The following is a 23,255-nucleotide window of genomic DNA, read 5'->3' on the forward strand; positions in this document are numbered from 1 at the left end:
CCCGTCCCGTCGCCGGCCGGGACCGGTCCCCAGGTGAGCGGCACCGACACGCGCGTCGCTCCGTCGGCCCTGCGCACGGCGGCCGGGGGCGAGGCCGGCAGATGGGTCGCCGCGCGCTGCCGTGAGGTGCCGTGGCTGACCGCGGCCACCGTGCTCAGCACGGTGGCCGGGGCCACCCTCCAGGTGCTCCCCGTGCTTCTGCTCGGCCAGGTGGTCGACGGCGTGGTCCAGGGCGAGGGACGCTCGGTCCTGGTCACGATCGGGATCCTGATGGGGGTCGCCGCGCTGTTCGGCGCGGCGGCCACCGCGGTGTCGACGTATCTCATCGGGCGGCTGGGCGCGGACCTGCTCGCGCGGCTCCGTGAAGGCGCCGTGCGGGCGGTGCTGGGGATGCCGAGCGCACGGATCGAGCAGGTCGGCCGGGGAGACGTGCTCTCCCGCGTCGGTGACGACGTCGCCGTGCTGTCCAGAGGCATCCGCACGGCCATCCCCACGGTCTTCTCGGCGGGCGTGCTCGTCGCCATCGCCACGATCGGCATGTTCGGACTGGACTGGCGGCTCGGCCTGGCGGGCGCCGGCGCGCTCCCCGCGTACGCGCTGGCCCTGCGCTGGTACCTGCCCCGGTCCGCCCCCCTCTACCGGAAGCAGCGGGCGGCCCAGGCCGACCGTGCGCAGGCGCTCATCAGCGGTCTGAACGGGATAGACACCGTCCGGGCCTACCGGCTCGAGGACGACTTCCGTGAGAAGGTCACCGACAGGTCGTGGCGCGTACGGGAACTCGGGATCGGCGTCTTCCGGATCTTCGGCCGGTTCGTCGGCAGGGAGAACCGCGCCGAGTTCATCGGGCTCGTCCTGATCCTCGTCGTCGGGTACGCCCTGCTGGAGGCCGACGCCGCGAGCCTCGGAGAGGTGTCGGCCGCCCCGCTCATGTTCCACCGGCTGTTCACCCCCCTGGGCGCCATCATGTTCACCTTCGACGAGGCCCAGAAGTCCGGCGCGAGCCTGACCAGGCTGGTCGGGGTCCTGGGCGAGGAGGCCGAGGACCGGCTGGTGGGCGACGATTCCGTGGCGAGGGCGGACGCCGTGCCGTACCCGGTCGTGGTCGAGGGGCTGACCTTCGGTTATCCCGGCTCCGACGTGCCGGTCCTGCGGGACGTCAGCCTGACGATCCCGGCCGGTGGCTCCCTCGCCCTGGTCGGGGCGACGGGCGCGGGCAAGTCCACCCTGGCCGCACTGATCGCGGGCATCGGTTCCCCGCAGGCCGGGACGGTGCGCATCGGCCCGAACGACCTCGCGGGACTGGACGAGGCCGGGGCTCGGGCGCTGGTGAGCATCCTGACCCAGGAGACCCATGTCTTCTCCGGTCCGCTCGCCGACGACCTGCGGCTCGCGGCGCCGGGGGCGACCGACGCGGAACTGGCCGAGGCCCTGCGCACCGTGGGCGCCGACGGCTGGGTCGAGGCGCTGCCCGACGGCCTGAACACCATGGTCGGCGAAGGCGGGGAACGGCTGGACGTCACGAAGGTGGCCCAGATCGCCCTCGCCCGGCTGGTGCTGACCCGGGCACCGGTCGTGGTGCTCGACGAGTCGACCGCGGAGGCGGGCAGCGAAGGCGCCGCCGAGCTGGAGAAGTCCGTCCTGGCCGCCTGCGCGGACAGGACCACCCTCTTCGTGGCCCACCGCCTGACCCAGGCGATGGCGGCCGACCGGATCGCGGTCCTGGACGCCGGACGAGTCGTGGAGCAGGGCACGCACGACGAGCTGGTCGCCCTCGGCGGCAGGTACGCACGTCTGTGGCGCGCCTGGCGCGAGGGCAGCTGATCAAGTCCGAGTCGGGTGCGAGCCCACTCCCATACGCTGGAAGGACGTTGAGTCTCCGATGGTGGATCCGAGCGCTCGCCTCGTGCTGCTTTCTCCCACGAGTCAGGCCGGCGTACGCAGGCGTACCGGCGCCTACTCAGACCGGACCATCGCCCAGGCGTGCGCCGTCGGGCTGGCCTACTGGGCGACGGGGCGCGGTCCCGAGGGCATGGAACTGACCCCGGGCACACTGTTCGCCGACGTACTCGGCTGGGTCGCGAACGGCGGCGGCGCTCCCGGTGACTGGCCCGTCGGAGCCGACGGGCGGAGCATCACCGTCCCCGAAGGCGTGGAACCGGCCGACGCGCAACTCGCGCTCGACGACCTGGCGGACTTCCCCGACCGCCCGGTCGGCACCATCGGGCCCTCCAGCCCCGAGGCGCGCATCGAGGCACTGACGCGGTGGAACGACACCGAGGCCGATCGCGCCCGCCCCACCATCATGGAGATGTTCCGCGAGCAGGCGCGCCTCAGACCGGACGCGGTCGCCGTCGTCGACGGCACGCGCTCACTGACGTACCGTCAAGCAACTGAAATGTCAGCACAGTTGGCTCATCACCTTGTTGCTCGCGGGCTCACCGCCGAAGAGGTCGTCGGCATCTCCCTGAGCCGCTCCGCGGACATGGTCATCGGCCTGCTCGGCGTGCTCCAGGCCGGGTGCGCCTTCGTTCCCCTCGACCCGCAGTGGCCGGCCGAGCGCCGAGCCGTCGTCATCCAGGACGCGCGGGTGGTGCTCCAGCTCAACGCGTCGGGCGAACACGAGCAGGGTGAACCCGAGGCGGTCCCCGTCGACCTCGGCGACTGGAGTTTCGGTTCCCAGCCCGTCGTGGCACCCGAGGTCACTGTGGACGGGAACGCCCTGGCCTATGTGATCTTCACGTCCGGCTCGACCGGACGGCCCAAGGGCGCGATGATCCGCCACGAGGCGATCAGCGAGCGCCTGCTCTGGCAGGTCGACGAGATCCTGGGCTTCGGCCACGACGACGCCTCGCTCTTCAAGGCCCCGCTGTCCTTCGACATCTCCATCAACGAGATCTTCCTGCCGCTGGTCTGCGGCGGCAGGCTCGTGGTCCTGCGGCCCGGCGGCGAACGCGATCCGCAGCACCTGCTGAGCGTGATCGCCGAGCAGCGCGTCACCTTCACGTACCTGGTGTCGTCCATGCTCGACGTACTGCTGGAGATGGCGGGCGACTCCGGCAGGCTGGACAGCCTGCGGCACGTGTGGTGCGGCGGCGAGGTGCTGACGCCCGAACTGTACGAGCGGTTCCGCACCCGGCTCGACATCCCCATGTACCACGGCTACGGTCCGGCCGAGACGACCATCGGCGTCTCGCACGTCATCTACCGGGGCGAGGCCGAGCGCCTGTCGACATCCATAGGCAAGGCCAACCCCAACACCCAGCTGTACGTGCTGGACGACGACTTGCGCCCGGTCCCGGTCGGTGTCGGGGGCGAGCTGTACGTGGGAGGGTTCCTCCTGGGACGCGGATACGTGAACGCACCCGGTCTCACGGCGTCCCGGTTCGTCGCGAACCCGTTCGCGGAGGACGGATCCAGGCTCTACCGCACGGGCGACCTCGCACGGTTCGCCCCGGACGGATCGCTGGACTTCCTCGGCCGCGCGGACAACCAGATCAAGATCCGCGGCATGCGGCTGGAGATCGAGGACGTCGAGGTGGGTCTCGCGGAGCACCCCTCCGTCCGGCACACCTGCGTCGTCGCGAAGAAGAACTCGGCGGGCGGCACCTACCTGGTGGGGTACGTGATTCCGGCCGCCGGCAGCGAGGACCTGACGGGGGACGAGGTCACGGAGTGGGCCGCCCGGCACATGGTGGAGTACATGGTGCCCGCCCATGTGGTCGTGCTCGACGCCTTCCCCCTGACCGCCAACGGCAAGCTCGACCGTGCCGCGCTGCCGGAACCCCGCACGGGAACGGGCACGATCGTCGCGCCCACCACGGAGAACGAGCGCCTGGTGTGCGCCGCGGTCGCGTCGGTACTGCGGCTGGAGGAGGTCGGCGTCGACCAGGACTTCTTCCGGCTCGGCGGAGACAGCATCCTGGCCATCTCGCTGCTCAGCGCGCTGCGCGAGGCGGGGCTCCACGTCACGGCACGGCAGATCTTCGCCAACAGCGTCGTCGGCGCGCTGGCAGCCGTCGCGAGCCGTGAGGACGTCTCCACCGGCGGGACCGGTGACACGCCGACCGGCCCCGTCGTGGGATCGCCCATCGTGCAGTGGCTCGGTGAGACGACGGACGCGATCGACGGCTTCGTGCAGTCGGTCGTGCTGAACACGCCCGCGGACCTCACCACGGACGCCCTCGACCGGATCCTCACCGCCGTCGTCGAGCGGCACCCCATGCTGCGTGCCAGGCTGGTGCGTGGCGACCGGTGGAGCTTCGACATCCCCGAGGCGGACCGGGCCGTCGCGCAGTGGCAGGAGAGCGAGCTGCCGCCCGACGCGTGCGCCGAACTCGCCACCGAGGGCCTGGACCCGGACGCCGGTGTGATGCTGCGCGCCGTCTGGCGCCGCCGGGCCCGTCAACTGGTGCTGGTGGCCCACCACGTGGTGATCGACGGCGTCTCCTGGCGCATCCTGACGGACGACCTGGCCACGGCGTGGCGGCAGTACTCCGCCGGAGCCCCGATCCAGCTTCCCCCTGTGGGGACGTCCTTCAGGCGCTGGACCCAGCTCCTGGAGAGCACCGAGTTCGCGGCGGACCGCGCCTTCTACCGGCGCCCCCTGCCGGGCCCGGACCTTCCGGTGGGCCGGCGCGCACCGTCCCCCGCCGACACCGTGGCACGGGAGCGGATCAGGACCGTGACGGTCGGCCACGAGGCCACGGCCGCGCTGCTGGGCGAGATACCGGCGAAGTTCCACGCCCGGGTGAACGACGTACTGCTCACCGGGCTGGCCGTCGCCCTCGCGCGGTGGCGCCGCGACCTCGGGCAGGACCAGACCTTCGCGCACATCGAACTGGAGGGGCACGGCCGCGAAGGGCGGTTCGTGGCGGAGGCCGCCGGGTTCGAGCCCGAACTGTCGCGGACGGTCGGCTGGTTCACCACCCTGTTCCCCGTCGTGGTGGACCCGGGCGCGGCGCCCGACCCCACCGCGCCGGCCTATCTTTCCGCGGCGCTGAAGGCGGTCAAGGACGACCTCGCGCGGGTCCCGGGCAACGGCCTGTCGTACGGCGTCCTGCGGCACCTGGCCGGTGCCGCCTTCGAGGCCCCGGCTCCGCAGGTGCTGTTCAACTACCTGGGACGCTTCGACTCGGGCACCGCGGGGGACTGGCAGTTCGCCGGCGCCACGGGCCAGCTCGGCGAACGGCGCGACGCGCGGATGCGTCTGCCACGCGCCCTGGAGTTCAACGCGATCGCCGAACCCGCGCCGAACGGCGAGTACGAGCTGCTCACCACCATCTCCTGGCCCGACGGCATGTTCACCGACGAGGACATCACCGCCATAGGCGCGTACCTCCAGGAGGCCCTGACCGGTCTGGCCGCGCTGGACGACGGCGGCCACTCTCCCGGCGACTTCGACCTGGTGCGGCTCACCCAGGCCGATGTCGACGCCCTGGACGGACCGGACCTGCGCGACATCCTGCCCCTGACCCCCCTGCAGGAGGGCCTGTACTTCCACTCCGTCTTCGACGACGACTCAGAGGGCAGCTACGTCGAACAGCAACTGCTGACGCTGGAGGGCGAGGTGGACGCCCACCGCCTCGCCGCGGCGGCGACCCGGCTCCTCACCCTCTGCCCCAACCTCGCGGCGAGGTTCGTCGCGCTCGCCGACGGCCGTGTGGTCTCCGTCCTGGAGAGCGGCACGACGGCTCCCTTCACCACCCTGGACCGCCCCGGGATCACCGAGGCGGAGATACGCGAACACGCCGAGCGGGACCGTCGCGCCGGATTCGACCTGGCCTCGGGGCCGTTGATGCGGTACACGCTCATCCGGGCGGGAGCGGGGCACAACGTCCTCGTCCAGACCGTCCACCACATCATCGCTGACGGCTGGTCCGTACCGCCGATGCTGCGCACGTTGCTCGCCGAGTACCACGCGCCGGGAAGCCTGTACCCGCTCGGCGGCTTCCCGGACTACGTGCGATGGCTCGCCGGCCTGGACGAGGACGAGAGCGACCGGGTGTGGCGCGAACAGCTCGACGGGCTGCCAGGCCCCTCGCTGGTCGCCGACGGACACACCCCCTCCGACCGGTTCGCGGACACCGCCGTGGTACCGGCCGACGACATCGACGCGGGCGCACGGTCCGCGGGTGTCCCCTTGAGCGTCGCCGTCCACAGCGCCTGGGCCGTGGCGCTCGGCAGCATCCTGCACTCCACCGACGTGGTGTTCGGCTCGACCGTCTCGGGGCGTGACGCGGAGGTGCCCGGCATCGGGGACATGGTGGGCCTGTTCATCAACACCATCCCCGTGCGCGCCCGTTGGGGAGCCGGCACCACGGCGCGTGAGCTGCTCGCCTCCGTGCGGGAGCACCAGAGCGCCGTGCTCCCGCACCAGCACGTCTCGCTGGCGAGGACCGGCCGTCGGGCCGACGGCGGATCCCTCTTCGACACCCTCGTGGTCTTCGACGTCGCGACCGACCTCGCGGAGCTGCGCGGACCGGACGACGAAGTGGTGATCACCGGCCTGGTGAACGAGGGCGCTCCCCACTACCCCCTCACCCTGGTGGTCGAGCGCGACCCCGAGGGCCGTCCGCGCTTCAACCTGATCTACGACGCCGCGTTGCTGCGCGAGGCGGGCGCCCGGGCGATCCTGGGTACGTTCACCTCGGCCCTCGACGCTCTGCTCACCCGGCCGGAAGCCCACGTCGACGAGCTGGCGCCCCGCCCCGCCAGGGAGCACGGGCGGGTCACACCGACGACGTTGGACCGGCTGTTCGACACCGTCGCGGAGCGAGACCCGGACTCCCTCGCCGTCACCCTGTGCGCCCTCGACGGCGGGACCAGCTCGCTGACGTACGCCGAGCTGGCGGACGCGAAGAACCACCTGGCCGAGACCCTGCGCGCCGCTGGAGCCGGACCGGGCCGGCGGGTCGCCGTCGCCGTGCCGCGCTCCCTCGACCAGGTCGTCGCCCTGATCGCCGTCGTCAGCGCGGGCGCCGCCTACGTACCGCTGGATCTGGCCTACCCGGACGAACGGCTCGAGTACATCCTCGCCGACTCCGCCCCACAGGTGGTCCTCGTCGCCCCGGGGGAGCGGGACCGGTTCACGGCACTGCTCGACCGGTGCGTGCCGGCGGCGCGCGTCCTCGTGGCCGGTGAGGAGCCCACCCGGCACGACGAACCGGCGCTGCCCGCCGCCGCGCCCGAGGCCGGATGGCACGACCCCGCCTACGTCATCTACACGTCCGGCTCGACCGGCAGGCCCAAGGGCGTCGTCGTCCCGCACTCCAGCGTCGTGACACTGCTCGCCGAAACACAGTCCCTCATGGACTTCGGACCGCACGACGTCTGGGTCCAGTTCCACTCCTACTCCTTCGACTTCGCCGTATGGGAGCTGTGGGGCGCGCTCACCAACGGCGCCGAGCTGCTCGTACCCGACTACGCCCTCACCCGCTCCCCGGTGGACTTCCACCGGCTGGTCCGCGAGCGCGGGGTGACCGTCCTCAACCAGACCCCCTCGGCCTTCCACCGGTTCATCGAGGCCGACCGGCACGCCGGTGAACCCCTCACCGCTCTGCGCCGCGTCATCTTCGGCGGCGAGGCGCTGGACCTCGCTCGGCTGCGCGGCTGGGTCGAGCGGCACGGCACCGGTTCCCCCGAACTGGTCAACATGTACGGCATCACCGAGACCACCGTCCACGTCACCCACCGGGTGCTCACCGACGAGGACTTCGACGGCGTCGTCAGCCCGATCGGCGGTCCGCTGCCCGGTCTGGTCACCTATCTGCTCGACGACCGGCTGCGCCCCGTACCGCCCGGCCGGGTCGGCGCCATCTACGTGGCGGGCGACCAGGTGTCGCTCGGCTACCTGGGCCGGCCGGGGCTCACCGCCGGCCGGTTCGTGGCGAACCCGTTCACCGGGGACGGCTCACGGATGTACCACACAGGCGACCTCGCCCGCCGCACGCTGGGCGGCGAGCTGGAGTTCACCGGACGCGCCGACGACCAGGTGCAGCTCAAGGGCTTCCGGATCGAACCGGGAGAGGTCGAGTCCGCGATCCGCGAGCTCGACGGTGTGGTCGACGTGGCCGTCACCGTGGCACCCGAGGCAGACCATCTCGTCGCCCACCTCGTGGGGCGCGTGCCCGGCGACCTCACGGCCGTCCTGTCCGCGAAGCTGCCCGCGCACATGGTGCCCGGCCGGGTGCTGACGGTGGACGCCCTGCCGCTGACCGTCAACGGCAAGCTGGACCGCAAGGCCCTGACCGAGCGTGCCGCACAGGACGTCACCCAGCCCGCCACCGCCGCCACCGCCGGCGACGCCGCGCTCGACGCGCTCGTAGGCATCTTCGCCGACGCCCTGCCGGGCTCCGGCACCGTGGACGCCGACACCGACTTCTTCATGGCGGGCGGCGACAGCATCGTCGCCATCACGGTGATCAACCGGGCCCGGGCCCTCGGACTGCGGATCGCGCCACGTGATGTGTTCCTCCTCAGGACACCGCGGGCGCTCGCCGGACATCAGGCGGCGCGCGCACCGCAGGACACGGCCCCCGAACCCGTCCGCGAGGACGGGCCGCTGACGCCCACACCGATCATCCTGCGTCAGCGGGAACTGGGCGGATCGCTCGCCCGGTTCGCCCAGGCGAGGACCCTGGTGGCGGCCGAGGACACGGGCTTCGCCGACGCCGAGCGCGCCGCGAACGCGGTCGTGGCGGCACACCCGGCGCTGCGGCTGCGGCTGCACATGACGCACGGGGTCTGGGCACTGCGCACCGAACCGGCCCGCCAGGTCACCGTGGTCCGGAGCGCGGGCACGGCCGACGCCGCCACCGCCGCCAACGAGGCCGCCGACCGACTCGACCCCGAATCCGGCGACGTCATCGCCTTCACCTGGCTCGAAGCGAGCCGGACCCTCGTGGTCACCGCACACCACCTGGCCGTCGACGCCGTCTCCTGGCTGATCCTGCTGGACGACCTCGCCGCCGCGATGCGCGGGGCGACGCCGCCGGCGCCGACCACGCCCTACGCCGCGTACGCCGAAGCCCTGAGCGCCGGGTCCGGGCACGTCACCGAGAGCCTCGGGCACTGGATCACCACCCTCCAGGCGCCCCCGCTGCTCCCCGCAACCGGGAACCTGCGCCAGACGACGGTCGTCCTCCCGCCCGAGGTGGGCGACCGTCTGACCCGCACCGTGCCCGCCGTCCTCGGCATCGGGCCGACCGAGCTCCTCTGCGGCGCGCTGCGCACCGCGCTCACCCGGATCCAGACCACCCCCACCGATCTCGCGATCGATCTGGAGAGGCACGGCAGGGTCCCGGTACGGGAGGGCCACGACTACACGCGTACGGTCGGCTGGTTCACCTCGATCGCCCCCGTGCGCCTCACCGCGCACACCGACCCCGTGGCGGCGGCACGCGAGCTCGTCGAGCGCCAGCCCGACGAGCTCGGGCACCTCGCCTACGGACAGCTGCGCCACCTCAACCCGCAGACCGCCCCGCTGCTGACCGCCCGCCCCCAGGTGCTGTTCAACTATCTGGGCCGGGGCGGCGAGACCCAGACCCCGCACATCACCGGCGGCGACCAGGGCAGCCCGTACGCCGTCGAGGTCAACGCCTGGACCGACGAGACGACCGGTGCCCTGCACGCGGCCTTCACGCTCGCCGACGGCATCCCGGACGAGGTGACCGAGCACTGGCGGAGCGCGCTGGAACGCCTCGCGGACGCCACCACGACCGCCGAGCGCACGGCACCGGTGACCCCGCTCCAGCGCGGCCTGTTCTTCCAGGCCCAGATGGCCGGCCCGGCGGGCCACTACGTCGCGCAGAGCTACTTCTCCTTCGACCGGCGCCTGGACGCCGACGCACTGGCCGGGGCGATGGCGTACGTGATCGCGCGGCACCCGGTCGTGGGTGCGGGCTTCACCACCGACGACCACGGAAATCCCGTCCAGGTGCTCAGGCCGGGCCGGCGTGTCGACGTCCGTACGGTCCGGCTGGCCACGGACAGGGAGGTCGACGCCCTGCGCTCCCGTGACCGCGACACGGGATTCGACCCGGGCGAACCGCCGCTGATCCGGCTGACGGTGGTACGGCTCCCCGGCGGACGCGACGGTCTGCTGCTGAGCTACCACCTGCTGCTGTGGGACGGCTGGTCCCGCGAGATCCTGCTGCGGGACCTCTTCGACGCGTACCGGGCCCTCCTCGCCGGCGAGGAACTGCACGCGGTCCCGGCGACGCCCGGCTTCGAGGACCACGCACGGACCCTGGCCGCCAAGGACGACGCCGTCTCGGAGCGCTTCTGGGCCGACCACCTGGCCGGCCTCGGCGGACCCACGCTGCTGGCCGGGGAGCGCCCGTCCTTCCCGGACGAGCTGCCGCGCGCACTCGTCCGCACGCTGTCCGCCGAACAGTCGGACCTGGTGCGGGAAGCCGCCAAGGCGCACGGCGTCACGCTGAACTCGGTGCTGACCGGAGCCCTCGGTCTCCTGCTGGGCGCGCACACGGGCCGCAGCGACGCGGTGTTCGGCGTGACGGTCTCCGGCAGGGAGGGAGAGGGACTCTCCGGCATCGTCGGCGTGCTCCTCAACACCGTGCCGATGTGGACGCGGGCGCGTCCGGACGACTCGGTCGGGGCCTACCTGTCGGCCGTGCAGACGGCCAGGGTCGACGCGATGGAACACGAGCACCTGGGACTGGGGGAGATCCAGCGGGCCGGCGGGCACGACGACCTCTTCGACAACCTCTTCGTGCTCCAGAACTTCCTGGACATGGACGCCTTCGCCGAGATGAACGCCAGGCACGGCATCACCTCGGTGAAGGCGGACGACTCGACGCACTACCCGTTCACCTGGGTGGTCACCCCCGGCGACCGCCTGACGGTCAAGCTGGAATACCGCGACGGCGACGCGGGGAAGGCCCGCAAGCTCGTCGACGACTACCTGCGCGTCCTGGACGACCTGGCCCGGACCACCGGGCCGGTCGGCGCCCTGCCCGGTCTCGCACCGGTCCCGGAACCCGGCGAACGCACCGGCATCGGCACGGACACGGTCGTCGACCGGTTCGACCTGGCGGCGGACCGCGACCCCGGGCGTGTGGCCCTCGTCGCCCACGGGTCGGTCATGACCTTCGCGCAGCTGCGGGACCGCAGCCGCGCCGTGGCGGGCGTACTCGCCGGACGCGGCATCGGCCCGGAGCGGACCGTGGGCCTCGCCGTGCCCCGCTCCCTCGACTCGATCGTGGCGCTCTTCGCCGTACTGCGCGTCGGGGCGGCGTACGTGCCGCTGGAACTGGACCACCCGGACGAGCGGATCGCCTCGATCGTCGACGGCGCGCGCCCGGACGTGATCCTCACCGTGAGCTCCGTGGCGCACCGGCTGACCGGCGACCTGATCGAACTCGACCGCCCTCTGCCGCGGGCCGAGCCGTTCGTGACGTTCGAGCCGGACTCTCCCGACCGGCTGCGGCACCCCGCGTACACGATCTACACCTCCGGATCGACCGGCAGACCCAAGGGGGTGGTGACCGAGTACGCCGGGCTCACCAACATGCTGATCAACCATCAGCGACGCATCTTCGAGCCGGTACTGGCGGACCACGGGCACCGCGTGTTCCGGATCGCGCACACGGTGTCCTTCGCGTTCGACATGTCGTGGGAGGAGCTCCTCTGGCTCGCCGACGGCCATGAGGTGCACATCTGCGACGAGGAACTGCGCCGCGACGCACCCCGGCTCGTCGAATACTGCGCCGAGCACAGGATCGACGTCATCAACGTGACCCCGACCTACGCGCAGCAGCTCGTCGCCGAAGGGCTGCTCGACGACCCCGGGCGGCGGCCCGCGCTGGTGCTGCTGGGCGGCGAGGCCGTCACCCCGGGGCTGTGGCAGCGGCTCGCCGAGACCGAGGGGACGGCCGGCTACAACCTGTACGGGCCCACCGAGTACACCATCAACACCCTGGGCGTCGGCACCTTCGAATGCCAGGACCCGGTGGTGGGGGTGGCCATCGACAACACCGACGTGTACGTGCTCGACCCATGGCTGAGGCCTCTGCCGGACGGGGTGCCGGGCGAGCTGTACGTCTCGGGCATCGGCATCGCGCGCGGCTATCTCGGGCAGCCCGCCCAGACCGCGCACCGCTTCGTCGCGTGCCCGTTCGGTGAGCCCGGCGAGCGTATGTACCGCACCGGGGACCTCGTCGTGCGACGGCCCGACGGGAACCTCATGTACCTCGGCCGCACAGACCAGCAGGTCAAGATCCGTGGCCACCGGGTCGAACCGGGCGAGGTGGAGGCCGTGTTCGCGGCCCATCCGGCGGTGCGGTTCGCCGCCGCGGTGGCCCAGCCCGACCCCCAGGTCGACGGGGCGTACAGGCTGGCCGCCTACCTCGTGCTGAGCGGCTCCGACCTGGCCACCGTCGCCGCCGAGGCGGGTGCCGGGTTGCCGGACTTCCTGCGTCCGACGCACTACGCCCAGGTCGACCGCATCCCGCTGACCGTGAACGGCAAGGCCGACACGAAGGCCCTCCCCGAGGCCAAGCCGCTGGGCGTGCTCACCACGGTGGGGGAGCGCGCCCCGGGGACCGGGACGGAGACGGCGGTCTGCGAGTTCTTCGCCGAGGCTCTCGACCTCGACGACGACGAGGTGAGCGCGGTCAGCGACTTCGTGTCCCTGGGAGGTCACTCCATGCTGGCGGTGCGCCTGATCGGGCTGCTCCGCCGGGAGTACGGTCCTGTGATCACCATCCGAGATCTGCTCACCCTTCGAACCCCGGAAGCGATTGCCCGCCATCTTGATGACAACGCCTGACACGAAGCGGCCCCGACCCGGGGCCGACATCCTCCGGACCGCCCTGCGCCGCAACGCCGGCGCGGTGGTCCGGGGCACCGTCCTCATGGGTCTCTACCAGGCGGGGGAGACCGCCTTCCCCATCGCGCTCGGCCTGATCGTCGAGAACACCATGCGCGAGCGCAGCCTCGGCTCGCTCGGCCTGTCGATCGCCGGACTGGCCGTGATCATCACGACCGTCTCGTTGTCGTGGCGGTTCGGGATGCGCGTCCTGCAGAAGGCGAACACGACCGAGGCGCACCGCTGGAGGGTGCGGGTCGCGGCCTGCGGTCTCCAGCCGGTGGCCAGGGACGTCGACCTGAAGTCCGGCGAGGTGCTGACCATCGCCACCGAGGACGCCGACCAGACCGCCGACATCGTCGAGGTGGTGCCCCTGCTGGTGAGTTCGCTGGTCGCGGTGGTGGTCGCGTCGGTCGCGCTGGGGCTGGCCGACGTCCGGCTCGGCCTGCTGGTCGTCGTGGGGACCGTCGCGATCCTCTCGGTCCTGAGCGTGATGTCCCGGCGGATCGGTTCGAGCACCCGCGAACAGCAGGCCAGGGTGGCGCGCGCGGGCGCCAAGGTCGCCGACCTGATCACCGGCCTGCGGCCGCTGCACGGCTTCGGCGGCAACCACGCGGCGTTCCGGTCCTACCGCAAGGTCAGCACGGAGGCGAAGCACCAGGCGGTCACCGTCGCCAGGGTGAACGGTGTGTACGCCGGAACCGCCCTGGCTCTCAACGCGGTTCTCGCCGCGGCCGTGACCCTGACGGCCGGGTGGCTGGCGTACGAAGGCCGGATCACCATCGGTGAGCTCGTCATGGCCGTGGGGCTGGCCCAGTTCGTCATGGAGCCGCTCAAGATGTTCTCGGAGATGCCGAAGTACATCATGATGGCGCGCGCCTCGGCGGACCGCATGGCACTGGTGCTGACGGCGCCGCCCCTCACGGAGCCGGGCCACCGGGAGCCGGGCGAGGGCGGGGACCTGGAGATCGACGGCGTACGGTACGGGTCACTGCGGGAGCTGAAGTTCCAGGTGGGGGCGGGCGAGTTCGTGGCGATCGCGGCCTACCAGCCGCGGGCGGCGGCGGACCTGGCGTCGATCCTGGGGATGAACATCCCGCCGCAGGCGTACGGAGGGACGGTGCGGGTCGGCGGCCGGGAGATCGCGGACCTGTCGGTCGAGGCGCTCCGCGCACACATGCTGGTGAACCCCTACGACGCGGAGATCTTCGCGGGCACGCTCCGCACCAACATCGATCCTTCGGGCACCAGCCGTCTCGTCCCGGAAGCCGTCGAGGCGTCCCTGCTGACCGATGTCGTCGCCCTGCACCGCGAAGGGCTCGACCACGCCGTCCGGGACCGCGGAGCGAACCTCTCCGGGGGCCAGCGGCAACGGCTCTCCCTGGCCCGGGCCCTCGCCGCCGACTCCGAGATCCTCGTCCTGCGCGACCCGACGACGGCTGTCGACGCGGTCACCGAACAGCTCATCGCACGCAACATCGCGAAGCTGCGGCGCGGCCGGACCACCGTCGTGATGACCAGTAGTCCGGCGCTCCTGGACGCCGCCGATCGGGTGCTCGTACTGGACGACGGCGTCGTCACCGCCGAGGACACCCATCGCAATCTCCTCGCCTCCGACGCGGACTACTGCCGGGCCGTGGCCAGATGACCTGGGCCCCCGTCCGGATCAGGCCGGGACACGCCGGCCCGGCATGATCCGGACGGGCGCTCTACCGCTCCAGCGCCCAGGCGACGTCCCTCAGCAGGGCGTGACGCCATCCGGCCCGGTCGTGGTCCGACGGCGACCGGGAGACCCGTACCGTCGCACCGGCCTGAGCGGCGAGCGCCTCGGCCGACTCGCAGTGCGGCAGCATGCGCGTCTCGTGTTCGCCGACGTCGAAGGCGACCCGCAGCCGGGACAGGTCGGGGCGCTGCCGCAGACGTGCGGCGAGGGCCCCGCCGACGGGACCGCCCAGCGGATCGGGCCGGTCCGGCGCGCCGGGCTCCCACCAGAACGACGGAGACTGCAGGGCGAGCCGGGACACCACGTCCGGGAACTCCAGGGCCGCGTACATGGCGCTGAGCCCGCCGAGGCTCTGCCCGGCGACCACCAGGTGGTCCCAGTCGGCGGGCACTCCCGCTTCCGCGACCAGGGCCGGCAGTTCGTCACGCACCGACTCCCAGAGGGCGGGCGCGCACGCGAACTCGGCCTCCCTGTCCTTGGCCGGGAGGAAGACGAGGGTCACCGCGGGCATGTCACCGCAGGCCACCGCCGAGTCGAACGCCGCCGTCGCCGGATGGAGATGGAGCCAGTCGTCGCCGTCGAGCAGCAGGACGACCGGTCCGCCGCCGCCCGCCGGGTGGACACGCACGGTACGCCGGCCGCCGAGCCGTTCGCTCGCCCACCGGACGCGGGTGCGCGGGACCGGGAGGACGTCGTCCGCGCCGACGGCGGGCCAGTGCGGCTGCGGCGGAAGTCCGGGCGTCGTGGCGATGGAGCGGTCACCGCCCGCACCGGCCGGGTTGAACGGATCCGCGTACGCCCCGTCGCCGGCGACGAACCGGTACGTCACCCGCAGCCGCGGGGGCATGCGCACCTCGGCGTACCAGCAGTCCGTGCCGGACCACCGGCGCAGGGGCACGGGTGGAGACCAGCTCTCGAAGTCGATGTACGCGGACGACCCGCGCCAGAGGAACAGGGTCAGCCAGCCGCCGTCCCCGGCGGGAACCGACGCGGGTGTTCCCGCCCCATCCCAGAACGCCTCAGTGCCCGGGGTGCCTCGGAGCCCGTACGCGGCGAAGCCGTTCTCCGCGCACGGCATCAGGCCGGGTGCGGGCCCGGTCACGGCCTGCCTGCCGGGCGGATGACGTGGCTGCGGCTCGGCGTGCCGACCGGTCCCTTCCTGCCGTCCGTGGTGCAGACCCGTTCCATCACGCGGCGCATGAACGTCTCCTTGTGAGCGGCAAGTTGAAAGGCTAAGCTCCCGTTCGATTAGGCGAGCCTAACCTAATCACCGTCTTCTCTTCCATCCCCGATCCGTCGTTCGGACGGGGCCGCCGCACCCTGGGCGTGCCGGTCCCGCACCGGTACCGGCCGGGCCCGCCCACGCACCGACGTACACCCTGACGAGGCCGTCCAGGCCCCGTCGGACCCGAGGAGGAACTGCCGGATGAGCACCAACCCGTTCGACGACCCCGAAGGCCGCTTCCTGGTCCTGGTGAACGACGAGGGCCAGCACTCGCTCTGGCCGTCCTTCGCCGACGTGCCCGGCGGTTGGACCACCGTCCTCGACGAGAACACGCGCGAGGCGTGCCTGGACTACATCGAGGCGCGGTGGACCGACCTGCGTCCCCGCTCGCTCGCCGGGTCGAGGGACGCCTGAGCCTGCGGCGAACGCCGGGCCGCGACGGCGCGGCCCGGTCCGCCGCTACGGTTTCGCGCCCGTGACAGCGCGGCCGGCGGCGCCGTGGAGAGGGCTTTCGGACCCGCTGTGCGGCACGCGTCCCCGCCCCGGCTCCGTGGAGCCCTCGCCGAGTACCACGGTGGTGCCGGGGCTGCTCCCGTCGAGGACACCGCGCAGGACCGCGTGCGGCACCCGGCCGTCGAGCACGTGGGCCTGACGTACTCCGCCCCGGACGGCACGCAGGCAGCCCTCCATCTTGGGCAGCATCCCGCTCGTCAGGCCGGGCAGCATCCTCTGGACGGCGTCCGACGTCAGGCGCTCGATCACTGCCGTGCTGCGCGGCCAGTCCGCGTACACCCCCTCCACGTCGGTGAGCATCACGAGCCGCTCGGCGTCGAGGGCCACGGCCAGGGCGGACGCGGCCAGATCGGCGTTGACGTTGTAGACCTGTCCGTCCTCGCCGCGGGCCACGGGGGAGACCACCGGGATGTGCCCCTGGTCCAGGAGCGTGCGAAGCATGCCCGGTTTCACCTCCACGACATCACCGACCAGTCCGATGTCCACGGGGCGGCCGTCCACCCGGGCCTGGCGCCGGACCGCCGTCATCGTGTGCGCGTCCTCGCCCGTCATCCCCACCGCGAAGGGGCCGTGACGGTTGATGTGGCCGACCAGCTCACGTTGGACCCTGCCCGTCAGCACCATGCGCACCACCTCCATGGTCTCCGGAGTGGTCACCCTCAAGCCCGCCTCGAAGCGGCTCTCCAGGCCGAGGCGGTCCAGCATGGAGTTGATCTGCGGGCCGCCCCCGTGCACGACGACGGGGCGCAGGCCGGCGTGCCACAACCGCACCACGTCGTGGGCGAAGGTCTGCTGCAGACTCGCGTCCACCATGGCGTTGCCGCCGAACTTCACCACGACCGTGCCGCTGCGCGTCCGTTCCGGCCGACGTGAAGCGGTGGCAGCGCGGTCCGGATGCGCTGCGGTGCGTTTCGTGACGAGCGGACCCATCTCTCTCCCCATCCGGTTCGCGGGTGCGTCGCGCCGCCCGAGTGCGCCTGGTGTCGCCGGTGTGCGGTCACGCCTATCACCTCGCGCCGGGTCCACCGGGTCCTGTGTCACGCAGACCCCAGCGGGACGCCGAGGCGAGCGTGCTCCCCGCAGATGATCAGCCGGTCACCGCCCCGCGAACACGGCAAGGTGCCGAGGTGACGGCGACGCGCCCGTGCGCGTCTCCAGCCCACCTCGGATCGAGTTAGCTGAGCCTAACCTAAATCAACACAAGGCGCTTCCCCGCAGGGGGAGTTGCCGACGACAGGGAGGGAGCGCGCGTGGCGGGCAGGGGGTTCCCGCCCGCCACGCGTGGTCACTGCGCGGTGATGCGCAGTACGCCGGTCACGGTGCCCTGCAGATAAGCGCCGTCCCGGGTGATCGTCCCCGCCATCTGGAGGGTGTCGTACAGCGATCCCACGCCGACCTTCCCGGAGTGGGTGACCTGTCCGTTCGCGGGGTCGATCTGCACGTAGCGGAACGGGTCGAGCAGACTCGTTCCCTTGGTGCCCGGGATCAACGGGTCGCGCACCACGGTGTGGAGGAGCCCATCGGCCGTGGACAGCTTCGGTACGGCGGCCGAGCGCAAGGCGTTGTCCCAGATCAGCGAGCAGCCCGCGCCGTCCGCCCGCACATCCACCCGTGACAGACCGCCGGCGAAGTCCGCGGAGGCGGGCACACTGCTCCCCGCGCCCTCGGGAACCGCGGGGTAGGGGTATCCGTAGGTGCCCGCCACAAAGACACTGCGCCCGACCCCCACGGGGGAGTTCTCGCTGCCGGGACCGTTGGCCGCCCGGAGCACCGGAACGGAGCAGACGTCCGATCCGTCGGCGGTGCGGTAGACCTTCAGGTTCGCCGTGGAGTCGGCGTTGTCGACGATGGCGACGTACTCCGTCCCCGTCCCCGGCCCGAAGAACGTCGGGGTCGATCCGCTGCCCCAGCTGAGTAGGCCGGGCTTACGGGCGGTGCCCCGGTCGTAGGCCTTGCGCCAGACGACCCTCGGGGTCCCGTCCTCGGTGTTCAGCAGGTAGGTGGCGTGGGTGGTCGTGACTGCCGTTCCCTCGGGAGCCGTGGAGATGCTGTTCGCGACACGCTCGCCCGCCGGCAGGGTCAGCGTCTTCACCGTCCCGGTGGAGTCGTCCGCGGTGCCCACCACACCACCGCCCGTGGCGAACCACACGCGCCCCTTCCAGTCCGGCGCCAGGCCGGTGACCGCGTCGTCCTCCGGTATGACGGAGGTGAGGGACAGGCTGCGGTCGACCGTCAGACTCCAGTCGCCCGCGCTGGTCCTGTGGTGCCCGACGCGGAGCAGGCTGCGGCTGCCGTCCGCCACGACCAGCCGGTCCTGGTGGTCGATGTACGCGTACACCCCGCCCAGCAGCGAGCCCTTGGTCAGCTTCAACGTGGTCAGGGAGGAGTTGTCCTGCGGATCGAGCAGATGCACCGTGGGCACCTGGCCGAAGATGGGCGTGCACAGCGCGACGGGGTAGCCGTCCGACCCGACCAGCACGGTGGGGCAGGCCGAGGCGAGCGCGGTGCGCGAGGACCCGAGCGTCCCCGCACCCGGACCGGCCAGCGGTGTGGTGTCGGAGGACCCCGTGTCCCCGTGCATGGTGGCGGTGCCGTCGGGGCCCGCGTAGGGGTTGTGCGGTGGCGTCGGGCCGTACGAGGCGGGCGATACGGCCGAGGCGGCGCCCGCGCAGCTCATCACGAGGGCGGCGAGCAGGGCGCCGACGGGCTTCCAGCGGGTGGTCCGGCGGCGGCCGGGAGAACGGGACACGGAGAGGGTCCTTTCGGCAGGCGGAAGGGCGAGAACGAGAACGAGATGGGCAGGGCAGTGCGCCGCGTGGCCGACTGCTGGGCTGTGCGGGCGGCATCGCCACGGCAGGGGGCGGTGCGGGCACGGAGCCGACGACGCGCGGGGGCAAGCCGGCTCAGGGGTGGCACACGGCTACGACGGCCCGGAGCGGATCGGACCCGGGGTGAGTACGCCCGGTGCGTCGTCATGGGGCGGGCACGTAGAGGCCCGCCCGCGTCGTCAGCCGGTGTGGAGACAGAGCGCGCCCGCGGTACGCACGAGATCGACGTGTCGTCGTCGCGTGAGATCCTGGCAGCGCTTCATGCGCAGGATCCAAGCAGTTGCGCTGACGGCCGGTCAAGAGCACGTATCAGCAGGTGGATTGCTGTCACCCCTGGTGTGGCTCCGCGACGGCTGTTCCGTAGCCCCGACCGCGGCCGCGACAGCCGAGGGTCCGATGGCTCGTGCCTCGGGACGGACCGGAAGCGGCTCCGCGGTGCCCGCCGGCCCGGGATCATGGGTGCCGGGCGCCGCACCGTGGACGCGCACCCCATGCCTGACCGAGAGGACCCGGATCCCGTGGCCGACGCCAAGAGTTACATCATCGAGTCGCTGGACACCGGGCTGCGTCTGATGCGCCTCTTCCTCACCCACGACACGCTGTCGGTCACCGCCGCGGCCAGGGAACTCGAGGTCGCCCGCTCCACGGCCCACCGTGTGCTCAGCACCCTGGAAGCACGTGGCTTCGCCACGCGCGACGCGTCGGGCCGGGGCTACTCCGCGGGACCCGAACTGGTCACGCTGGGCCGCCCGGCCGGGTACGGCCCCGAGATCAGGGACCGCGTCCAGGTGGTCCTGGACGCGGCGGCCACCGCGACAGGGGAGACCGTCAGCACCGCCGCCCTGATCGGCGATCAAGTGATCATCACGGACGGCCGGGAGTCGTCCCACCCGGTCCGTGCTGTCCTGGACACCGGCCGCACCCACCCCGCGCACGCCACGGCGGCGGGCAAGGTGCTTCTCGCTCAGCTCACCACCGAACAGGTCTGCGCCCTCTACCCTGAGGAACGGCTGCCCGGGGTCACCGGCCGGACCCTTGTCTCCCGGGCGGCCCTGCTCGCCGAGCTGGCGCGCATCCGGGCGCTGGGGCGCGCCGAAAGCGAGGGCGAATCGGTGGAGGGGATGAACGCGGTCGCCGTGCCGCTGGCGGGCAGAAGCTGGCGTGACAGGCTCGCCCTGATGGCATCCATGCCGGCGGACCGCGGTACCTCCTCCGCGCTGGCCCAGCATGCCGTCGAGTTGCGCAGGGCCGCCGGCCTCCTGCCGCGCCATTCCCCAGCGGGGGCGACCGAGATGTCCTCCGAGTTGCTGAAGCATGAGTCACTTGATCTCCGCTGACGTGGGAGTGTTCCCCGGGCTGCCCGTCGCCCCGTCGTGGAGGGGGCCGACGACCGGGACTGCCCGGCCGTCAGGCGTCGTCCGTTGTCGCGCCGCCCCGTCGCAGGGTGTCGTATCCGGTAAAGGTGAACATGCTCATGCCCGGAACGAGAGGCTGCGTCTCGCCCATGAACCGGTGCGTGCCGACGCCGAACCCCGCGGCCGGGTCCGACAGCCACTGCCGTGCGAACCCACGTGTCTCGAACCACTCACAGATCAGCGGCACGCGGTCGGGAGCGCCACGATGACGCGTCCAGACCACGGTGCCGCCGGTTCGGCAGAGTCCGGCGCACGAGTCGACGGTGCGCTCGATGTCCTCGTCGGAGACGTTGCCGAACACACCGCACACCAGCACGAGATCCGCGGGCACCATGCCGCGGTACACATCGGTGAGGGACGCGTCGCCTCTCACCACTTCCGCCTGGTCCAGGCCCGCAGACCGGGCCGTCTTCTCGGCGTACGCCGCGTCCGCGGGTCCAGTTCGACCAGGAGTGCCCGCACGTCATCGCGGCGAGGGTGGTCCGCCAGCACCGGGAGGAGGTCACGTCCCTGTCCGGCGCACAGGCTGACGACCCGCAACGGACCGGGCGGACTGCTGTCCAGGGAGGCACCGATCTGTGTCCGAACCGCCTCCAGTCGCTGAGCCATGTACGAGCCCGGGCGATCGTACTGTGCGTGCCACGTCTGCCAGTCCATGGCCGGCACCCTAGGACGGCGGTCCTCGACGGGCCAGAGGGCCCACATGCTCCGACTGCCGGACGACTGCCGTCAGTCGACGGAGCACCGACGGTCCGGCCATCCAGGCGCGTATGCCGGAGTGTCCGGGTCCGCAGGGCGGGCTGGTTTCTGCGTCCCCGCGGACGGCGCCGTGCGGCGGGTTCCTCCAGGAAACGCAGGGGGCGGTGTACTCCGACAGGGTGTCGGAGTACACCGCCCCGGAGGCGGACCGGTGACGGGCTGTCCGCCGGTCCCTGCCCGCTACTTCGGGTCCCGGACGAACAAGGACTTGGACCAGAGGTAGCCGAGCGCGGCCAGTGCCAGGCACCAGGCGACGGCGAGCCACCCGTTGTGGCCGATCTCGCTGCCCAGCAGCAGGCCTCGCAGCGTTTCGATGGCCGGGGTGAAGGGCTGGTACTCGGCGATCGGCCGGAACCAGCCCGGCATCGCGTCGACCGGCACGAAAGCGCTGGAGAGCAGCGGCAGGATCATCAACGGCAGCGCGCTGTTGCTGGCGGCCTCGGCGTTGGGGCTGGACAGGCCCATTCCCACGGCGATCCAGGTGAGGGCAAGGGATACGAGGGCCAGGAGACCGACGGCGAGGATCCACTCCAGGGCGGTGGCGTCCGTGGCCCGGAATCCGATGGCGACCGCGACGGCGCCGACGAGGAGCACGCTCATCACGCACTGGAGCACGCTGCCGAGGACGTGTCCGATGAGTACGGACCCGCGGTGGATCGCCATCGTACGGAAGCGGGCGATGATGCCCTCGGTCATGTCCGTGGCGACGGAGACCGCGCTGCCGATCGTGGTGCCGCCGATGGTCAGCAGCAGGATGCCGGGGACGATGTACGCGAGGTACTGGGACCTGTCCGCCCCTCCGTCACCGATGCCTGCGCTCATGGTGTCGCCGAAGATGTAGACGAAGAGCAGCAGGAGCATCACCGGGGCGAGCAGCAGGTTCAGGGTGAGGGAGGGGTAGCGCCGAGCGTGCAGGAGGTTGCGGCGCAGCATGGTGGTGGAGTCGCGGACGGCGAGGGTGAGGTTGCTCATCGGGCTGTCTCCTCGGGCTGGGCGGGGAGGGTGGCGGGGCCGGTGAGGGCGAAGAAGACGTCGTCGAGGTCGGGGGTGTGGACGGTGAGTTCGTCGGCCTCGATGGCGGCGGTGTCGAGGCGGTCGAGGATGGTGCGCAGGTCGCGCTGGCTTCCGTCGCTGAGGATCTGGAGCGAGAGGGCTTCGTCGTCCTGGGTGGCGTCGTGCAGGGCGTGTGCCGCGGTGCGGTAGGCGGTGGGGTCGGTGAAGCGCAGGCGTACGTGGCCGCCGGGGATGAGGCGCTTGAGTTCGTCGGCGGTGCCTTCGGCGGCGATCCTGCCGTCGTTGAGTACGGCGATGCGGTCGGCGAGTTCGTCGGCCTCTTCGAGGTACTGGGTGGTGAGGAAGACGGTGACGCCGCCGGCGACGAGTTCGCGGATGATCTTCCACATGGTGTGGCGCGAGCGGGGGTCGAGGCCGGTGGTCGGCTCGTCGAGGAAGATGATCCTCGGGTCGCCGACCAGGGTCATGGCGATGTCCAGGCGGCGCTTCATGCCGCCGGAGTAGGTGGAGGCGGGCTTCTTTGCGGCCTCGGTGAGGTCGAAACGCTCCAGCAGCTCCGCGGCGACCCGACGGCCCTCCGCCTTGGAGAGATGGTGCAGGTCGGCCATGAGGAGCATGTTCTCCTCACCGGTGATCAGCCCGTCCACGGCGGAGAACTGCCCGGTGACACCGATCGCGGCACGCACCGCCTGGGGTTCGGCGGCGAGGTCGTGGCCGGCGACCTGTGCCTGGCCGCCGTCGGCGCCGATGAGCGTGGACAGGATCTTCACAGCGGTGGTCTTGCCCGCACCGTTGGGACCGAGCAGCGCGAAGACGGAGCCGGCCGGGATGCGCAGATCGATGCCGTCGAGCACGGTCTTGTCGCCGTACGACTTGCGCAGACCGAGGGCGGAGATGGCGGCCGGTGAGTGCCGGTCGTCTCCCTGACTGGATGTGGGCATGACAGAGTAGG

The 23,255-nt window shown here is 72.0% G+C and carries 13 protein-coding genes; 5 read left to right on the forward strand and 8 right to left on the reverse strand.

Annotated elements, in window-relative coordinates; translation table 11 throughout:
• The first annotated feature begins 33 nt into the window (after nt 1-33).
• From ACFYQ6_RS08385 to ACFYQ6_RS08395, 3 genes are read left to right on the forward strand one after another with little or no spacing between them, the layout of a single operon-like run.
• Entirely contained in the window at nt 34-1,821 is a 1,788-nt protein-coding gene (locus ACFYQ6_RS08385) for an ABC transporter ATP-binding protein (protein ID WP_361585919.1), read from the forward strand.
• Between the two features lie 58 nt (nt 1,822-1,879).
• Complete coding sequence (locus ACFYQ6_RS08390; protein WP_388761671.1) at nt 1,880-12,787, forward strand: amino acid adenylation domain-containing protein; 10,908 nt, start codon at nt 1,880-1,882, stop codon at nt 12,785-12,787.
• Entirely contained in the window at nt 12,774-14,474 is a 1,701-nt protein-coding gene (locus ACFYQ6_RS08395) for an ABC transporter ATP-binding protein (protein WP_388761674.1), read from the forward strand. The genes ACFYQ6_RS08390 and ACFYQ6_RS08395 overlap by 14 nt, the downstream gene beginning before the upstream one ends.
• Before the next feature lie 61 nt (nt 14,475-14,535).
• Here ACFYQ6_RS08395 and ACFYQ6_RS08400 read toward each other — a convergent pair whose 3' ends face one another.
• Nucleotides 14,536-15,627: an alpha/beta hydrolase-fold protein gene (locus tag ACFYQ6_RS08400; protein ID WP_388762229.1), complete on the reverse strand. Its 1,092-nt coding sequence runs from the start codon at nt 15,625-15,627 to the stop codon at nt 14,536-14,538.
• 348 nt (nt 15,628-15,975) lie between these two features.
• Here ACFYQ6_RS08400 and ACFYQ6_RS08405 point away from each other — a divergent pair, with 348 nt between their 5' ends.
• Nucleotides 15,976-16,188, forward strand: coding sequence for an MbtH family protein (locus ACFYQ6_RS08405; protein WP_361585928.1), 213 nt, complete (start codon nt 15,976-15,978; stop codon nt 16,186-16,188).
• 45 nt (nt 16,189-16,233) lie between these two features.
• On the opposite strand, the gene argB is transcribed toward ACFYQ6_RS08405, so the two are convergent.
• The 3 genes from argB to ACFYQ6_RS08420 form a co-directional block, all read right to left on the reverse strand.
• Nucleotides 16,234-17,217: an acetylglutamate kinase gene (gene argB / locus ACFYQ6_RS08410; protein WP_388761677.1), complete on the reverse strand. Its 984-nt coding sequence runs from the start codon at nt 17,215-17,217 to the stop codon at nt 16,234-16,236.
• Between the two features lie 355 nt (nt 17,218-17,572).
• Entirely contained in the window at nt 17,573-19,036 is a 1,464-nt protein-coding gene (locus ACFYQ6_RS08415) for a hypothetical protein (protein ID WP_388761680.1), read from the reverse strand.
• Nucleotides 19,037-19,294: 258 nt separating this feature from the next.
• Nucleotides 19,295-19,378, reverse strand: a complete 84-nt coding sequence (locus ACFYQ6_RS08420) for a putative leader peptide (protein ID WP_361585947.1) — start codon at nt 19,376-19,378, stop codon at nt 19,295-19,297.
• A 228-nt stretch (nt 19,379-19,606) separates the two neighbouring features.
• On the opposite strand from ACFYQ6_RS08420, the gene ACFYQ6_RS08425 reads away from it, so the two are divergent.
• Nucleotides 19,607-20,452 carry an IclR family transcriptional regulator gene (locus ACFYQ6_RS08425; protein ID WP_388761683.1) on the forward strand — a complete coding sequence of 282 codons (846 nt, stop codon included), beginning with the start codon at nt 19,607-19,609 and terminating at the stop codon, nt 20,450-20,452.
• 70 nt (nt 20,453-20,522) lie between these two features.
• Here the strand turns inward: ACFYQ6_RS08425 and ACFYQ6_RS08430 are convergent, their stop codons facing one another.
• The 4 genes from ACFYQ6_RS08430 to ACFYQ6_RS08445 form a co-directional block, all read right to left on the reverse strand.
• Nucleotides 20,523-20,903, reverse strand: coding sequence for a hypothetical protein (locus ACFYQ6_RS08430; RefSeq protein WP_388761686.1), 381 nt, complete (start codon nt 20,901-20,903; stop codon nt 20,523-20,525).
• Nucleotides 20,900-21,187 (reverse strand): hypothetical protein, encoded by a 288-nt coding sequence (locus ACFYQ6_RS08435; protein ID WP_388761689.1) that lies wholly within the window; start codon nt 21,185-21,187, stop codon nt 20,900-20,902. Before ACFYQ6_RS08435 ends, ACFYQ6_RS08430 begins: the two co-directional genes overlap by 4 nt.
• Before the next feature lie 282 nt (nt 21,188-21,469).
• The gene (locus ACFYQ6_RS08440; protein ID WP_388761692.1) at nt 21,470-22,261 is read right to left on the reverse strand and encodes an ABC transporter permease; all 792 of its coding nucleotides are present in this window, start codon (nt 22,259-22,261) and stop codon (nt 21,470-21,472) included.
• Nucleotides 22,258-23,244, reverse strand: coding sequence for an ATP-binding cassette domain-containing protein (locus tag ACFYQ6_RS08445; protein ID WP_388761695.1), 987 nt, complete (start codon nt 23,242-23,244; stop codon nt 22,258-22,260). Before ACFYQ6_RS08445 ends, ACFYQ6_RS08440 begins: the two co-directional genes overlap by 4 nt.
• Nucleotides 23,245-23,255 lie beyond the last annotated feature (11 nt).

Origin of the sequence: Streptomyces sp. NPDC005494, from assembly GCF_042872025.1 — a bacterium.
Lineage (GTDB): Bacteria > Actinomycetota > Actinomycetes > Streptomycetales > Streptomycetaceae > Streptomyces.

What these genes read in the sequence shown, in the direction of transcription:
- ACFYQ6_RS08390 (WP_388761671.1), top strand. Translation starts at nt 1,880, where the DNA reads ATGGTGGATCCGAGCGCTCGCCTCGTGCTGCTTTCTCCCACGAGTCAG.
- ACFYQ6_RS08395 (WP_388761674.1), top strand. Translation starts at nt 12,774, where the DNA reads ATGACAACGCCTGACACGAAGCGGCCCCGACCCGGGGCCGACATCCTC.
- ACFYQ6_RS08400 (WP_388762229.1), bottom strand. Translation starts at nt 15,627, where the DNA reads ATGCCGTGCGCGGAGAACGGCTTCGCCGCGTACGGGCTCCGAGGCACC.
- ACFYQ6_RS08405 (WP_361585928.1), top strand. Translation starts at nt 15,976, where the DNA reads ATGAGCACCAACCCGTTCGACGACCCCGAAGGCCGCTTCCTGGTCCTG.
- argB (WP_388761677.1), bottom strand. Translation starts at nt 17,217, where the DNA reads ATGGGTCCGCTCGTCACGAAACGCACCGCAGCGCATCCGGACCGCGCT.
- ACFYQ6_RS08420 (WP_361585947.1), bottom strand. Translation starts at nt 19,378, where the DNA reads ATGAAGCGCTGCCAGGATCTCACGCGACGACGACACGTCGATCTCGTG.
- ACFYQ6_RS08425 (WP_388761683.1), top strand. Translation starts at nt 19,607, where the DNA reads ATGCCTGACCGAGAGGACCCGGATCCCGTGGCCGACGCCAAGAGTTAC.
- ACFYQ6_RS08435 (WP_388761689.1), bottom strand. Translation starts at nt 21,187, where the DNA reads ATGGACTGGCAGACGTGGCACGCACAGTACGATCGCCCGGGCTCGTAC.
- ACFYQ6_RS08440 (WP_388761692.1), bottom strand. Translation starts at nt 22,261, where the DNA reads ATGAGCAACCTCACCCTCGCCGTCCGCGACTCCACCACCATGCTGCGC.
- ACFYQ6_RS08445 (WP_388761695.1), bottom strand. Translation starts at nt 23,244, where the DNA reads ATGCCCACATCCAGTCAGGGAGACGACCGGCACTCACCGGCCGCCATC.